The organism is Desulfitobacterium sp., assembly GCF_035539115.1.
Taxonomy (GTDB): domain Bacteria; phylum Bacillota; class Desulfitobacteriia; order Desulfitobacteriales; family Desulfitobacteriaceae; genus Desulfitobacterium_A.
Window position 1 is genome coordinate 1 of record NZ_DATLJA010000083.1, and the last position, 14,693, is coordinate 14,693.

Annotated in this window: 18 protein-coding genes, 2 pseudogenes and 1 riboswitch; of the genes and pseudogenes, 8 read left to right on the forward strand and 12 right to left on the reverse strand. The window is 40.5% G+C overall.

The window, feature by feature from the left end:
* Positions 1–142 (reverse strand): annotated as a pseudogene (locus VM640_RS13115) (fumarate hydratase); the annotation flags it as partial.
* 297 nt (positions 143–439) lie between these two features.
* On the opposite strand from VM640_RS13115, the gene VM640_RS13120 reads away from it, so the two are divergent.
* The 4 genes from VM640_RS13120 to VM640_RS13135 are packed head-to-tail and all read left to right on the forward strand — an operon-like array spanning position 440 to position 3,084.
* Positions 440–748, forward strand: a complete 309-nt coding sequence (locus tag VM640_RS13120; protein ID WP_325392938.1) for a Mor transcription activator family protein — start codon at positions 440–442, stop codon at positions 746–748.
* Positions 745–1,659, forward strand: a complete 915-nt coding sequence (locus tag VM640_RS13125) for a Mu-like prophage major head subunit gpT family protein (protein WP_325392940.1) — start codon at positions 745–747, stop codon at positions 1,657–1,659. The genes VM640_RS13120 and VM640_RS13125 overlap by 4 nt, the downstream gene beginning before the upstream one ends.
* The gene (locus VM640_RS13130) at positions 1,659–2,558 is read left to right on the forward strand and encodes a phage protease (RefSeq protein ID WP_325392942.1); all 900 of its coding nucleotides are present in this window, start codon (positions 1,659–1,661) and stop codon (positions 2,556–2,558) included. Before VM640_RS13125 ends, VM640_RS13130 begins: the two co-directional genes overlap by 1 nt.
* A gap of 22 nt (positions 2,559–2,580) precedes the next feature.
* Complete coding sequence (locus tag VM640_RS13135; RefSeq protein WP_325392944.1) at positions 2,581–3,084, forward strand: phage virion morphogenesis protein; 504 nt, start codon at positions 2,581–2,583, stop codon at positions 3,082–3,084.
* A 101-nt stretch (positions 3,085–3,185) separates the two neighbouring features.
* Here the strand turns inward: VM640_RS13135 and VM640_RS13140 are convergent, their stop codons facing one another.
* The 3 genes from VM640_RS13140 to VM640_RS13150 all read right to left on the reverse strand — a co-directional run bounded on the left by VM640_RS13140 (position 3,186) and on the right by VM640_RS13150 (position 4,336).
* Positions 3,186–3,365 carry a DOMON domain-containing protein gene (locus VM640_RS13140; RefSeq protein WP_325392946.1) on the reverse strand — a complete coding sequence of 60 codons (180 nt, stop codon included), beginning with the start codon at positions 3,363–3,365 and terminating at the stop codon, positions 3,186–3,188.
* A 118-nt stretch (positions 3,366–3,483) separates the two neighbouring features.
* Positions 3,484–3,909: a phage protein GemA/Gp16 family protein gene (locus VM640_RS13145; protein ID WP_325392948.1), complete on the reverse strand. Its 426-nt coding sequence runs from the start codon at positions 3,907–3,909 to the stop codon at positions 3,484–3,486.
* Positions 3,910–4,102: 193 nt separating this feature from the next.
* Positions 4,103–4,336, reverse strand: coding sequence for a helix-turn-helix domain-containing protein (locus VM640_RS13150; protein WP_325392950.1), 234 nt, complete (start codon positions 4,334–4,336; stop codon positions 4,103–4,105).
* A gap of 308 nt (positions 4,337–4,644) precedes the next feature.
* On the opposite strand from VM640_RS13150, the gene VM640_RS13155 reads away from it, so the two are divergent.
* Positions 4,645–5,220 carry a helix-turn-helix domain-containing protein gene (locus tag VM640_RS13155; RefSeq protein WP_325392951.1) on the forward strand — a complete coding sequence of 192 codons (576 nt, stop codon included), beginning with the start codon at positions 4,645–4,647 and terminating at the stop codon, positions 5,218–5,220.
* A 234-nt stretch (positions 5,221–5,454) separates the two neighbouring features.
* Here the strand turns inward: VM640_RS13155 and VM640_RS13160 are convergent, their stop codons facing one another.
* The 5 genes from VM640_RS13160 to VM640_RS13175 form a co-directional block, all read right to left on the reverse strand.
* Positions 5,455–7,179: a methyl-accepting chemotaxis protein gene (locus tag VM640_RS13160; RefSeq protein WP_325392953.1), complete on the reverse strand. Its 1,725-nt coding sequence runs from the start codon at positions 7,177–7,179 to the stop codon at positions 5,455–5,457.
* Between the two features lie 170 nt (positions 7,180–7,349).
* A complete protein-coding gene (locus tag VM640_RS13165) occupies positions 7,350–7,772 on the reverse strand; it encodes a chemotaxis protein CheW (RefSeq protein WP_325392955.1) in 423 nt (140 codons plus the stop codon).
* 72 nt (positions 7,773–7,844) lie between these two features.
* Positions 7,845–7,928, reverse strand: a riboswitch (cyclic di-GMP riboswitch).
* Between the two features lie 248 nt (positions 7,929–8,176).
* Positions 8,177–9,334, reverse strand: a complete 1,158-nt coding sequence (locus tag VM640_RS13170) for an HD-GYP domain-containing protein (protein WP_325392957.1) — start codon at positions 9,332–9,334, stop codon at positions 8,177–8,179.
* Positions 9,335–9,560: 226 nt separating this feature from the next.
* The gene (locus VM640_RS17195) at positions 9,561–9,674 is read right to left on the reverse strand and encodes a hypothetical protein (RefSeq protein WP_414647990.1); all 114 of its coding nucleotides are present in this window, start codon (positions 9,672–9,674) and stop codon (positions 9,561–9,563) included.
* Complete coding sequence (locus VM640_RS13175; RefSeq protein ID WP_325392959.1) at positions 9,670–9,966, reverse strand: transposase; 297 nt, start codon at positions 9,964–9,966, stop codon at positions 9,670–9,672. The genes VM640_RS17195 and VM640_RS13175 overlap by 5 nt, the downstream gene beginning before the upstream one ends.
* Before the next feature lie 238 nt (positions 9,967–10,204).
* Between VM640_RS13175 and VM640_RS13180 the strand changes: the two genes are divergently transcribed.
* Positions 10,205–10,765 (forward strand): tyrosine-type recombinase/integrase, encoded by a 561-nt coding sequence (locus VM640_RS13180; RefSeq protein ID WP_325392961.1) that lies wholly within the window; start codon positions 10,205–10,207, stop codon positions 10,763–10,765.
* Positions 10,766–11,117: 352 nt separating this feature from the next.
* Here VM640_RS13180 and VM640_RS13185 read toward each other — a convergent pair whose 3' ends face one another.
* Together VM640_RS13185 and VM640_RS13190 are read right to left on the reverse strand one after the other, a co-directional pair.
* Positions 11,118–11,984, reverse strand: a complete 867-nt coding sequence (locus VM640_RS13185) for a GGDEF domain-containing protein (RefSeq protein WP_325392963.1) — start codon at positions 11,982–11,984, stop codon at positions 11,118–11,120.
* A complete protein-coding gene (locus VM640_RS13190) occupies positions 11,981–12,289 on the reverse strand; it encodes a hypothetical protein (RefSeq protein ID WP_325392969.1) in 309 nt (102 codons plus the stop codon). The genes VM640_RS13185 and VM640_RS13190 overlap by 4 nt, the downstream gene beginning before the upstream one ends.
* Before the next feature lie 309 nt (positions 12,290–12,598).
* Between VM640_RS13190 and VM640_RS13195 the strand changes: the two genes are divergently transcribed.
* Entirely contained in the window at positions 12,599–12,799 is a 201-nt protein-coding gene (locus VM640_RS13195; RefSeq protein ID WP_325392965.1) for a hypothetical protein, read from the forward strand.
* Positions 12,800–13,550: 751 nt separating this feature from the next.
* On the forward strand, positions 13,551–14,387 hold the full coding sequence (locus VM640_RS13200) for a polysaccharide deacetylase family protein (RefSeq protein ID WP_325392967.1): 837 nt from the start codon (positions 13,551–13,553) through the stop codon (positions 14,385–14,387).
* A gap of 89 nt (positions 14,388–14,476) precedes the next feature.
* Here the strand turns inward: VM640_RS13200 and VM640_RS13205 are convergent.
* A pseudogene (locus tag VM640_RS13205) lies at positions 14,477–14,693 on the reverse strand (IS4 family transposase); the annotation flags it as partial.

Below are 14,693 nucleotides of genomic sequence, written 5' to 3' on the forward strand. Positions count from 1 at the left end.
AAGCCGTGTTTACCCCACCAAACCCTTGCGGTCCAATTCCCAGCTTATTGATCCGCTCCAGCAATTCCTCTTCGATCTTCGCTAAACGCTCTTCTTTATTATGAACGCCTACATCACGAGTAAGGGATTTCTTCGCTAAATGTAATACTACTTACAAACCGTAAATTTACTACATACAAACCGTGAAAACACGATAAAAAGCCTGGGATAACGTGGGATAAGCTGGAATATGGCGGGATACCCTGGGACTTAGAAGGAACACCCTTATTTATCGTGGGACAAACAACAGACAACTCAATACGATACTTCTGAGCACTCATTATACTGGTGCTCTTTTCTTTTGCCTTAGATGTAATTCATAGAACTACTTTGTCTATAACATTCCTAGAAGTACTACTACAATGTAATTGTAACTAATTTTAGGAAGGTGGTATCTGCCATGGTCGATACATTGACAAAAGAGCTCACCCCTTCTATGTTGCCTGACGGTATTTGTCGGGAAATCGCTGAGGAAATCGGCGCGGACAATCTTCTTAGGCTCTCTACCTTAATCGGCGGCTCCACTTTCTATTTGCCGAGCAAAGAGAAGATTTTGCGTCCACTCAGAGATATCAAAATCAGGGAGGAGTTCAATGGACATAATTCAGTGGAATTGTCACGGAAATACAATGTCAGTCAGCGTTGGGTTCAGCAAATAGTTAAACAACACTTGGAAAAATACAAAACAAAAAAGGAGGATTTAAAATGATTATCAATCAAGCTGCTATCAATGATATTTACAGCAGCTTCAACACGGTCTTTAACAAGACTCTTGAGGAAACGACTGTTCTACATCCCAAAATCGCAATGGAGGTTCCGTCTGAGGCATCCGATGAAAACTATGGATGGTTAGGCTCTATGCCAAGCATGAGGGAATGGGTAGGCGACAGGCAGATAAGAAATGTCGCCGTACATACCTACGCTATTAAAAACAAGCTCTTTGAGAAAACCATCTCAGTCAGTCGCAATGATATTGAGGATGACCGAATCGGCGTTTATAAACCCATGTTTCAAGACCTTGCTGAGGGCGCGCGCAAACTGCCTGACAAGCTTGTGTTTGGACTTTTGCCGCGAGCCTTCGCGGATTTATGTTATGACAAAAAGCCGTTCATTTCCAATGTCCATCCTTATCTTTATTCAATCACAAAAAGTGGCAAAACTCAAAGCAATAAGGGCACCGATAAATTAACGCCAGATAGCTATGGTATTGCCCGTGCTGCAATGATGTCACTCACCAACGACGAAGGTGAACCGTTATACATCATCCCTGATTTGCTTGTCGTCTCTCCTCAAAATGATGCAGCAGCGCGGCGCATTGCATATGCTGAGTTGATTAACAACGAGACCAACATTTACAAAGGGACTGCCGAGGTGTTGGTTGCTCCTGAGCTCGTTAATAATCCCGATATGTGGTTTCTCCTTTGCACGTCAAAGGCTATTAAGCCGTTTATCTTTCAGAACAGAAGAAAACCCGCACTAGTGGCAAAAACTGCCGCCAATGATGACAACGTGTTTTTCGGTAACGAATACCTGTACGGCGTAGACACCCGGTGCAATGCTGGCTGCGGATTATGGCAGCTTGCCTATGGCTCTGACGGAACGACAACGGGAGGCGTATGATGAGTAATGAACTGATTCAAATTGAAAACAGCCTTTCACTTGAGAAGGGCGCGCCCAAACAAATTAAACTCCTGCCTTTAGGACTTGTCAAGAGCCAAAAGGGAGACTTTCTTGTGGATGGCGAATCATATTCGAGTATCTTGAAGCGGTTCAAAGACAGACGGCTTGATATCCCAGTAGACTATGAGCATCAAACACTGCTTAATGTACAGGCACCCGCTGCCGGATGGATTAAGGAGATTTCTCTCAAGAGTGATGGTATCTATGCCAATGTTGAATGGACACTGAAAGCCGAGGATTACCTTAAAAACAAAGAATACCGTTACCTGTCCCCGGTGGTCAGCGTCCGTACACAGGACAGAAAAGCATTATTGCTTCATTCTGTAGCGCTTACCAATACTCCGGCCATTGACGGAATGACAGCGGTTGTCAATGCGGATAAAGCTAAGATTGAACCTCCTAAAGCGGATGAACAGTCCGCAGCGGAAAACCCCGAGAAATTTATCAGAGGGCTGAAAGATATGTTACAACTCCCTGATATCGCTCTTCTATCTGACATTGAAAACCGCATCAGCGAGCTTCTCAAAAATCAAGTTGCACTCAAACTGGAAGTCGACACCATGCAATTCGAGGCACACAAGCTCCATGTGGAGGAAACAGTTACGCATGCGCTTAAGACTGGGAAGCTCTTGCCTTATCAAAGGGATTGGGCGTTCCGTTCCGCTATGAGTGACCTGAGCGACTTCACGCTATGGCTCAAGGGTGCTCCGCAAGTCGTGCCTATGGGAGAGCTTGACATTGAAACGGTGACACTCAAGGACGCAGGAAGCAGAACACGCGCCAATGAGCTCATGGGACTATCAGTCGACGATGTGAAGCGTTACGGAAGTAAATCTTAGTAAGGGTTAGGAGGTGATACTTTTGGGTGGCATAAGGCTTCAAGGTACTGAAAGTCTAAGGCGTTTGACAAGTAAGTTGAGAAAACTCCAGCACATCGACCTAAAAGGAGTTAACTTATCCATTGCCGAGAGCTTGCGCACAAGCACACGTGAACGATTCAAGGAGCAAAAGGAGCCGAGCGGTAAAGATTGGCGTTATTCTATAAGAGCCACCGAACGTGGCGGCGTGACTTTGACCGATACCGCAAGGCTGAAAAACTCCATTAGATCATCAGCAGATAAGTCTGGCTTGGCGGTTGGCACCAATACAATCTATGCGGGAACACATCAATTTGGAGCCAAATATACAATAAGAGCGAAGAGTGGGAAAGGACTACGCTTTAAAGTTGGTGGCAAGTGGGTTAGGAAAAAGGAAGTCGAGGTTAATATTCCCGCCCGTCCGTTTTTGGGAATTAATGATGATGACATGAAGGAGATTAAAGGGACTATTTCGGATGCTTTTAGAGAAGCATATTTTCGCTCCTGAGTAGCTATTTTATAGAAATCAATAGAATTACACTCGGAAACAAAAAGACCCCCGTTATAACGCGTTATAACGGGGGTTCAGTGTATTTGGGACGTGTATGCCTATTCCATCAGTTCTCCCCTAGCTTCTAAAAGTCTTTCGGGGAGGTTCGGCTGCATAAGTGAGTTCATCATGTCCGCTCCATCGCTGAGGCCGATATAGTATCCTAAAGCAGAGGTAGCAGTAATTAACCTACAAACGGCATCGGAAATATCATCGGTTAGGTCTTTTGGAAGGGTCACCTACCCGCCGATCAGTGAGAGCAACTCTTCTTCGGACTCCTTCATGTCACTGTTTCTTTTTTCTAGACTAGAAAACCTTTCGTGAAAATTCCACATAAGACCTTCAATAACCTCTTTGCTAAACATTTGCATGCTCCCCCATTCCTTTTTTGGTCTGTCTTGCGTAAATGTTCTTGACCGCCTCAATTAACTTAGAGGCTGCTTCCTTGCTCAACCATGTAAAGTGGTCAACGTGCGCATATTTCTTGATAAATCCCTGTGTCTGTTCGTCCGTCCATTCGAGCTTTTCTAAATAGTCTGAGAGCAGCCATCCCTGTCTTTCCGTCATCATGCCAGGGCGGTTTGCTGACCTTGACTGATCATCAATTAAAGCATCTATCAACATAGCCGCCTCCGACATTAGGAGGTCTTTCAAGCTTTCCTTGCCATGCATCTTGTAAATAACATCGTGAAGAAACTTGTCACTGACTCCGGCATTACGTGCCTCAACGTATATCTTTCTAAGCTGCGGCTGTGTAATAAGTTTCGTGGATGTGCTTCCCATAAATCAACCGCTCCTTTCTAATTGCGATCTAAGCTTAAAAATTGTATAATTGGGCTGACAGTGTTGTAGACTGTCAAACGCCCCTTTTATTGGTTGCCGTTTCGGAGGTTGCATGCCGTTTGTAGGTGCCCAATGGATAGGGGCTTCTCTGATTTTTGCGCCATTTTCAGAGCCATATTGAACTCACCCACATCTATGACATCACTCTTTTCTGATTTTCACTATCATATGTAAGCAAGATGCTTACATCAAGAGCAAGGGCAAGAGAAATGTTTGCAAGCAATTTGTAAGAAGGATAAGACCTTCCACGTACAATATGACTAATTTGCCCCTTAGTTACGCCGCATTGTTCAGCTAACCACTTTTGCGTCTTCTTGAGTGTTTGTAGCTGATTTTGAATGTTCATTCCTATACATTCATATGGCATTAGGTATCCTCCTCCCTGAAAATATGAGTCTGTTTAGCGTGCCTTAACCGTTCATCTCGACTTAGCATGACCGGGCACATCATTCGCGCCGGGGTGGTTCGAAGGGATATACTGGGATAGAGGACACGCATTACAGAGAAATTACTCAGATAATTGTATTTAATTGTAAGAATATGGTTTATTTACATCTACCTCCTTGAAAAATTTAATTATTCGAAGTATAATCAACTTAGTTAATATAAAAGCATTATACTTCAACTCAGTTGATTCGTCAACAGAAAATGAACTGAGTTAATATAGGAGGCATTATGGAAAATATCTGTAGCAGACTTAAAATTCTTCGATCAGACACAGGTTTATCACAAGTGGACTTTGCCAAAAGGTTAGGCGTAACCAACGCGCATATTTCTAAAATTGAAAAAGAAAAAACGATACCATCTGAGGCCCTTATCCGCTTAATTTCTAAAGAATTTGGCATAAGTGAACTATGGTTAAAAATAGGTGAAAAACCAATGTATCTTGATCAGATGGAAGCTAATACAGAGAACCTCCTCATGAAATCTACCGAACAATTCAATCAATTACTAAGAACTGATAATGTCGTCATTCGAGCGCAAGCAGCACAATTAAACATGCTCTTTTCAGAAATAGTTAGTAATGAATTCTCATTTGATAATGATAGTGATCGATTAAAATATCTGAGGATATGTGAAAAACTCTTTTATGACATTAATTGTCTGATAACCTCAGTGAAAGACTACGTCACATTCAACCAGCTTTCTTTTGAGCCAAATGATATTGCCAATGTTCTCAAAGACAAACAAAAAGGGATCATCAATGATTTAGCAGAAATTGGATATTATTATATAAAAAAAAGGCGTTAATATTTTTCCTTTGTCATCAAATATATAAAACCTCTGTGATCGCTGAAAGTTACTAACTATCAGCATTTACAGAGGTTTTTAGTATTCTCCTTTGGTTCCTTTGTCTGGGCATTTTTAACGGTTTGTTTCCTTTGTTAAACCACTCGAAATCCCAGTAAACATGGGACTTTTTGCAAAGATAACTTTTCACGCTTTGCACGGCGCATTACAACTAGTCCTCTTGAGGCTAAGTTGTCACAATTTGAAATTCGCCACAAGTTCACTCAGTTTAGTTGCCAGCTCTGCTTGGGCTTGAGCTGATTGTGCAACCTGTTCAAAGGCTGTCGAGGTTTGAGTTACACTGGAAGTGATTTCTTCAGAACTTGCCGCAGTTTCTTGTGCTGTTGCAGAAACATTTTGGATCGCTGAACTGATTTGACTAATAATTTCATGCATGGACAATGTTGCATCAGCCAGTCCTTTGGACATTTCATGCACAAAATGGGCATCTTCTTCATATTGGCTCCCCGTCTCAGCATACTCCTTGTAATCGGGTTGAACCTTATCTTCAATAAATGTCAGTAATTCTTGCGTATTTCCCATTAAGTTACTAAAAGCGTTTTGAACATTACTGATAACGCTACGGATATTGTTGACAGCGGTTTGTGATTCTTCTGCCAATTTGCGAACTTCATCAGCGACAACTGCAAACCCACGTCCAGCCTCTCCTGCTCGGGCCGCCTCAATACTAGCATTGAGAGATAATAGGTTTGTCTGCTCAGCTATCCCTCCAATGGTTTCCGCCATCAACTTGATTTCTTCCATCACTTTTGATTGTTCCAGAGCTTGTCTAACCTTTACTTCTTTATCCTTATAGATTGCGTCAGATTCACTTACAGCCCTAGTTCCTTTGATTTTGACTTCACTCGCCCGTTCCTTAATCGCCAGGGAGTTTTGTTGTCCTTCTTTTGCTTGCTGATTCAGTTGTTTAGTGAACTCTTCCATTTCTAAGGACGAAGCCCCAACTTCTTCCGAACTCGCACTGAGTTCTTCTGTACCCCGAGCAATCTGTTCCGTGGATTGCTGAATCATTTGCATTGTTGCTGACAGTTCCTCCATAATGGCTGACGTTTCCTCTGATTGGGCACTCACCGTCTGAGAACTATCCTGAATAGCAACTAATAGTTTCCGCACCTTTTGTACCGCTTGAGTAAGAGCAGTCCCCAGTTGTCCCACTTCATCCCGTCCGTGTAAATTCAATTCGTGGCTTAGATTCCCTTCTCCAAAGGCTTCTGAGAACTCAACGATTTGCGAGAGCCGACGAGAAAGGCTAAATGCAAGATAAAGTCCAATAATCAAGGCTAAAAGCACACTGAATCCTATAATTCCAAGCATCATATTTCTTGAACTTGAGTAGGCCTTTTGATTATTGTTACTTCTACTCTGAGCTTCATTTTCGACGATAGTAATCAGGTTATCTAAACTTAGAAGTGCCTTATCATCCGTCTTCATGAGAGTATCCTGCAAGATCTGCCCTGCCTCGGCGTATTTTCCCGTATCCATTAATTTCATAACTTGGTCTTGTTGACTCCAATAATCGGTCATAAACTTTTTGTATGATGTATACTCTGTTTTTTCTTCTGTGGAAAGAACAGGTAAAAATGTTTTCTCATAATCCTGTTCATATTTCATGTTCTGGTTTTTTAAGGATTCCATTTGTTGACGAATACTCTGTTGCTGAGTTCTGTCCTGTGTAACGCTAAGCGATTGCGTGGCTGAAGTACTATCACGAAGGGTCGTACCAATCTGGTTCAAATCAATAATGGGCTTTAAATTATCGGTATATATTAAACTCCCATCAGTATTAATCTTTTGCATATCCGTAATCCCAAAATAGCCAATCAAACCTACAAGTAAAGAGATGATAATAAATCCTGCAATCAGTTTGAATTTCCAAGTCAAGTTATTCATGAATTTCATGCTTTAATCCTCCTATTTAATCGAAACCTCGCCCACAATCGGTGTCCTTTTAGAAGAGCTAAATTCCCTGTCCGCCTTTGGGTTTATAAGAATCGCTAATCACATCTTGAAGGGTAACCGCCTTCGTATGCAGTCATAGGCACTCCACCGTCAACCCATAGATTATGTAGTTATGTAGCAAAAAGGGCGGGAGCATTACGCATCATAATTAATCCTTCACCTAAATTAAGAATTCCGTCTATGAATGTTTCCTGCCCGATAACTTTTGGAGTGGGTTCAAGTTCATACTGGGCAATATTAAGAACCTCATTTACCCCATCAACTTCAATACCGAGGAGTGTTTCCTCATTTTCTAATACGACGATTTGACGTTGAAGCTCTGGTAAGGAGGGGACTGACTCTAACTTAAGAAGTTTAGCAAGGCTCAATATCGGAATAACCTTTCCTCTTAAGTTTATAATTCCTTGCACATATTCCTTGGCATTGGGTACGCTCCTAATCTTTGGGGGGACAATGATTTCCCTTACGGTACTCATGCCCACAGCATAGTGCTCTTCACCCAACTTAAAAATGACAACTTGTTCATCACGCACTTAAATTGCCTTCTTCCAAAATAATAAGCCGTCATGTATAAACATCATAACGGCAATCTTCCTCTTTACGCACTTGTTAACCTGGCAATCGTCAGCCAAACTGGACGACCCATAGCTTCGCGTCCCTGGTTTTCGCCAGGTTTGCCTTTGTCATTGCTTATATATAATTTCCTCATTCTTCACAGAACAACACTTTTCACTCTTTTTTCGCGAGCTCTCCATTTCAAGAAATTCCGCCATATTTTTTTTGCAATATACTCTCACCTTCTATTCATCCATTTTATGTTAATAGCGTTAATGCTAATTGTTTTCGCTTAAAGGTTATTTTGTTGTTCATCGGTCAAGCTGACTCTATCTGACAACAAATTAGGAATCTAGCCATCTTTGTCAATGATTCCATAACTCTAAACCTTCGCTAAGCCAAAGTCCTTGCCCCATGAGCCTATCCCCGATTCTACCTCACATCTCACCTCTTCAAACTCCACCCGTTCAATAAAGCCTGTCAAATTTTGCATTAAATCCACATAAGTATCCAGATTGAGGCGTCTTCCTTCTCTATCGAACAGCAAGCGAATAAGAGGTCGGGTTGGCATTTGGACAGGTACAGCTATGACCACTCCGATTTCGCCTGTGTTTAGAGTGATTTTCGTATTTTCGGGGTAAAGAGTTAATGATTCTTGTAAGGCTTGAACCACTTTCCGGTTAAAGTCTTTTCCTGAGTCGGCAATAATCATTTCCAAAGCATGATAGGGGGGCAACCCTTTTCGGTACGGTCTATCCGCGGTCAAGGCTTCAAAAACATCCGCCACAGCCACAATTTGGGCATCTCTGTGAATATCATTGCCTTTCAATCCATAGGGATATCCCAATCCATTCCATCGTTCATGATGTTCTTTAATAATAGCCAGTACGCTTCTTGGTAATAGCCGAGCATTTTTTAACAATTCTTCTCCTGCTAGAGGATGTTGTTTCATGATTGCAAATTCTTCTTCAGTTAAACATGCAGGTTTATAAAGAATTTCCTGAGGTACTCGTAATTTTCCTAAATCATGAAGCAATGCCCCCAAGGTTAAGTCACTAAGTTCTTTATTCTCATACCCCAAACGCATTCCTATGAGTGCAGAAAGCAAGGCAACGTTAATGACATGTTCGAAAAGCTCATAATCATATTTCTTAAATCGCCTCAAATCCACTCTGCCCTCATCAAAATCTAAACGAATATCTTGTCCCGAAAGTTCATTGAGAATTTGTTCTACTAATTCTACTGTCTTTTCAATCTGTTCAGCTTCAATCATCCTTGCTTCATGATAAATACTCCATGAAGAACCAACAAGATTGACATAGGTATCTTTTGGAAGTCCTTTGATATTTTTAGTTCGATGTATCAATACTCTGTGGGTTTGAAGTACATAAACTTCTCGATTATTTATGCGTTTACGTATGCTTGCCGTAATCTGATGTCCTTTTTCAAGTAACAGCGTGCCTTTAGAATCAAATAAGTCCTCACATGTTGTCTTGTTCAAAACTGTATCTGGACTTACCCTTTCCAACACCAAATTCATTAAATATCCCCTCCTTTTTCTGCCTCAAGTGTTATCCCTTAAACTTCCCACTAGTTTATTTAGAATTTGGTCAATTTACTCAAAATAAACAAAAGAATTCACAAGCTCTTTAAATCCCTTATTCTCATGATTTGATAGAATTACGTTTTCTAGGAGTAGGCTTGACGTGGAACCCTCCGTCGGATGCTTCCATGTCAAGCCTGATTTGAGGTCATAAAGATGAATATTATAACTTAACCACGAATGGCTTAACCCTACCCTTTGCTAAGCAATTTCTGAATTCTGTTGGTGAAAGATCATACAAGCTACTATGGATACGCCGTTTGTTATAAAAATCAATATACTCTACATATGGCTATCTCTAGATCCTTTTCTCCAAGCAAGGTCTTTAACTTCTCGTTTTCTTCTTCTAACTGCCGAAATTCTTTTGGTGATGGAAGGTATTCAACAATCTTTTTGGCATCACTTGGGACATTGTCCCAAGGCTTATGCTTCGTTTCTCTTATCCATCGGTAAATCACCTTAACGTTAATTCCATGTTGCTTAACAACAAGAACTGCGTTACCCACTTCTTGAGTTTCTCTTAAAACTTGGCCTTTTAATTCTTTCGGATATCTTTTGCGTTCGCCCATATCCCCTCCATGTTTTTAGGGGCTTTATAGAAATGTTCACTGTGGATTTTTCTCTTTTATCAGGTAGACAATGTAACATTATAGTAATTTTGTTGCATTTTTAATATTAAGAAAGTCCTTTCATACAAAGGGTTTAATCTAATAATTTTAAAACTACCATAATTTAAAAATTCATTTTAGCGTATCTTTTTTGTATAATATAATATGTAAAAGATACATTAGGAGGACAATGATTATTATGACTGTTGAACCAATTAGAGAAAAAGCCAAGATTAAGCAGCTTTATCAATACTTAAATGGAAGCGATCCTAAATATGCGTTGATTTTTAAATTTGGTATTAATACGGGCTTGAGAATCAGCGATATCATACCTATTAAGGTGAATGATATTTTTAATGAGAAATTTCAATTTAGAGAGTATCTCATCTTAAACGAAAAAAAAACAGCAAAAGAAAAGAAGATTAAATTAAATGAAACCTTACGCAAGTGTCTTCATGATTATGTTAAAACTCAGCATCTTGCCCTAGAGGACTACCTTTTTCATAGTCAAAAAGGCGGTTATTTAGGAAGAATCCAGATTTACAGAGTGCTGAAGGAAGCTGCAACTGTGATTGGCATTGAAAACTTTGGCACTCACAGTTTAAGGAAAACATGGGGTTATTGGACTTATAAAATATCTAAATACAACGTAGGACTTATTATGGATACCTTTAATCATAGCTCAGCCAGTATCACACTCCGCTATATTGGTATCAATCAAGATCAAAAAGATGAGCTGTATTCTATTGTTCAACTATAAAAGTTGTTTTTCGTGTGTATTATAGTCATAATGACATAATGATCGATATATTGACATTCCCGTAGTGATAATATAGAATTGTTACCAAATACGAATGCAACAAAATTACTAAAATGTTGTATTCTATGGTTTAGTTTACCAAAATAATTTCCTTTGTTTTCCATAAGTTTAAAAGGATCACTGCATAAAAAGAGTCGCAGAGCACTATATTTGTACTTTGCGATGCCTACAGACTGTCGAAGCTGAGCTTTGAGTGAAGTTATTTTTTTGATTTGCCTTAGAAAAAATTTATGCACGCTGCGATTAGGCAGCGTGCATAATTGATTCTCGCTGATGTATGTTCTCTTCTCTGCTAGGCGATTTCATTTGTATCCTGAATTTCAGCCGTCAAAAGTATTGCGTTACTCTTTTTAGCTTCTGTTGACTTTATACTGGCAATATTTATTAGCTTTTCCATAGCATTCCACGGATCATCGGTACGTTCTTCATGTCGGCGTCCCCCAATTACTCCTGCCGAAATACTTATCTCAATTCCGTGGGAAAAACTGTGACGGCCTATGATATCTGCCAATCGGTAAGCTAAAGCTGCTCCTTCGTCCAAGTGTGCTGGTAATAAAACAGCAAATTCATCTCCTCCAAAACGACACAAAAAGGCTTCCGGAGAAATATTTTCTGTTAACAATTTGCTCACTTCCATTAAAATATTGTCTCCTACTGTATGTCCGTAAGTTTTGTCAATTAAACCGAAATTATTTATGTCAAAAAAAACAATACTGATTTCTTGCTTATTTTCCAGGAGTCGAGCACCGTGATAGTATATGTAATCACTTTTATAAAGCCCGGTCAATAAATCAGTATGAGGCCCCAGTTGTATATCAAGCAGGTTGCGGCTTAGAATACCAGATAACCGGCCTTCCTCCTGAACTAATAAGACGTCCAATCCGGTATCTTCAAAAATTTCTTTGGCTTGCCAGAGCGGCATTTCTGCAGATACGGTTACTGGTTCCCGGCACATAGCGTCGGCAATGATTCTATTGGGATGCGCTCTCAATAAATCCTTGTATGTTATTACCCCTACCAGATTACCTCCGTCCATTACCGGACAACAGCAATTTCCCGTTTCCAATAAAAATGACCTAATCTTGGACACTCCATCCAAAACATCAACTGTTGGAAATTTTTTAGAATAGATATTTGCAACTCGCTTAATGTTTATCATAAATCGATAGATTGGCTGACATGCACGGTTATGTCGACATGAGCTTTTATAATCGTACTTGCGCCAACAATCCTTCCCCCCTCCTCCAAAATAAACTCGATCAATCTTTCTTCCGGGATCATGTTTGTAAGAGCATTGCGTACTACAATGGCTTCTATTACTGGGTGATCAACCTTAATGATCTTGTATTGATCGGGGCTAAGAACATCGACCATTCTCTTCGCCGCCTCCGGGCCGATAGGTGCATTCCGGCCCACAATTAAAACATCTTGCATTGGAGGCATTTCGAATTCAGATAGGTGCATTTGGATCTCTGCCTTTTTGGGTTCTTTCGTAACGCCCACGGATAGACCTCCGTTCTTGTTTTAAGAAATTTATTTTAATCGTCATGACTAGTTTGTTCCAAATTGTCTTTAATAATCCTACTAAAAAACACCGCCTTGCTTGCAGTGTTCAGTACGTTGAAACTCTCATTTAGATAAAAACAACAACTTGCAAACTCGTCTGGCGTAATACAAATTAACCCCACTTTTGGAGTTAGCAATGGTCACTCCCGACATTTTTCAACACACTAAAGATATTATAGTCCATAATCTGATATCTTTCAACTATTTTTGAAACTAAATCCAAGTACTGAACTTTTCTTTTCGCAACCGGGCGAATTACTTTCCGGTCTCCTCACTTTATTATTCCGTGATTTGGGCATTTTGGCGTTTAACAAGACCGACGTAGTTCGGCTGGTGCGTGAGGAAAAGCGTTCAGTAGCCAGTATAGTGACTGATTTTGGAATCAGTCAGCAGACCGTTCGGAAATGAAGCGGAGAAAGCAAGACACATGAAAATCCAGACAAAGTACTCATCGCTGAGCTGCAAGCGAAGATCAGAGCCAAGGACAAGAAGCTTGCCGATCATGAGCTTACAATAAATATCTTAAAAAAAGCCACAGCCATAGTGTGCCATGACGGAATGCAATAATCCATGATTAAAACATCCTTTGCTGCATTAGAGATGAAGGCAGGCCGATCTGGAAGCCGCAAAATGTATTTCTGATGGTTTTTGCGAACATTCATTGACACTATCCACTTCTTTCCTCTACTTAAGCGCTTTATTCCAGAACTCTATTCTAATTTATGCCAAAAAAATCCTCCGAATCACCACCCGTCCAACGGGTGGTTTGTTCTGAGGCTATAAGCCTCTGTTACCGACCAGCGCCTAAAGACACTGGCTTTCACATTCGTTCAAGCTACCCTGTCAAGTTTCGGAAATTACAACAAGGAGTTTTCCGTGCTTATCCAAAACCCAGCGTTGAATATTTAACTTAACCAGACTCACCAAAAAAAGGCCGCTGCAACATCTCTCGGATACTAGATATTAACTGCTTTTAAACCGAGGTCTAATATCTCGTATTTTAAACCACTTTATCGGATTTCAATAAAGGAAGCTCAAAGAATTTATAACGGGATATATAATTACCAAAACTTCTTTTAACAAATCAGTTCCTTTAATTTCCTAGAGACTTAGGCAAAGTTTAGGGAAATATAAGTCCATAGGATTAAAGGAGGAATTGATGATGAAACTCAAGTTTTATGCTAGTTTGTGCATTATTGTCCTCTTTTTGTTAGGCTGTAGCACCCAGCCAAACCAACCCCAAGGTAATCCACCCTCCCAGACTTCCACTCATGAAACTGGCCTAACGGTAGCTGATGCCGCGAGTGAAAACTTGCCAGATATTAGCGGGGGGCCAGAATCAAAAACGCGCACCGGTGAACATCCGCCTCGTGTAACGAATATAGTTTTTCACCATGGGCCTAGCAACAAAAAACTAGTAGCATTGACATTTGATGATGGACCGGACGTTCATTATACCACCAAGATTTTAAAGATTCTAAAACAGCATGGCATCAAAGCCACATTCTTCATCGTCGGGAGTCGGGCAGAAGCTCATCCTGAAATGGTAAAACGTATTGCTGAAGAAGGTCATGCCATTGGAAACCATACATGGGATCATCCAGATCTAAAAAAGATCACCATGACTCAAATTAAATCCGAAGTTGACCGTACCGATCGATTACTAAGCTCTATAATCGGTTATAAACCCCACCTATTCAGACCCCCTTATGGTATTGCCAGTACGAACGATATCAAAGAATTAGGGAAATTAGGATACAAAGTCATTGATTGGTCCGTAGACACTAGGGATTGGGCCGGAACACCTCCCGACCAAATTATGGAATACGTGCATAAGGAATCAACTCCAGGTGCCATTGTTTTGGAACACTGCGCGGGAGGAAGAGGTGAAAAACTAGATAATACTATTGAGGCTTTACCAAGGATCATTTCTTATTTCAAAGAGCGGGGTTACAGTTTCGTAACTATACCAGAACTACTCCATATTCACAAATAATCAGTGAAGAAGCTTAACGAGAATAAATCGCCAAGCTTCTTCTATACTATCCGTTTTTAGCTAGGGATTTAGTCTGCTTTCTCCTAGTGACTAATGACGGAGGCATCGATCATGGACAATTTTCCCAGTCGCTGTTGGATCTTTTCATACCCTTTCTTCTGAGCAACTTTGTTTAAAACCCCTTTGAAGAGCATTTCTGAGACTTTAATGGGTAGGGTCCTTAGTCTCCGGGAAATTTGGCTGTGACTAATGCTTTTTAATCCAATTGCTTGACCCAGATTATCACTCTGAACACTTGAACTGATC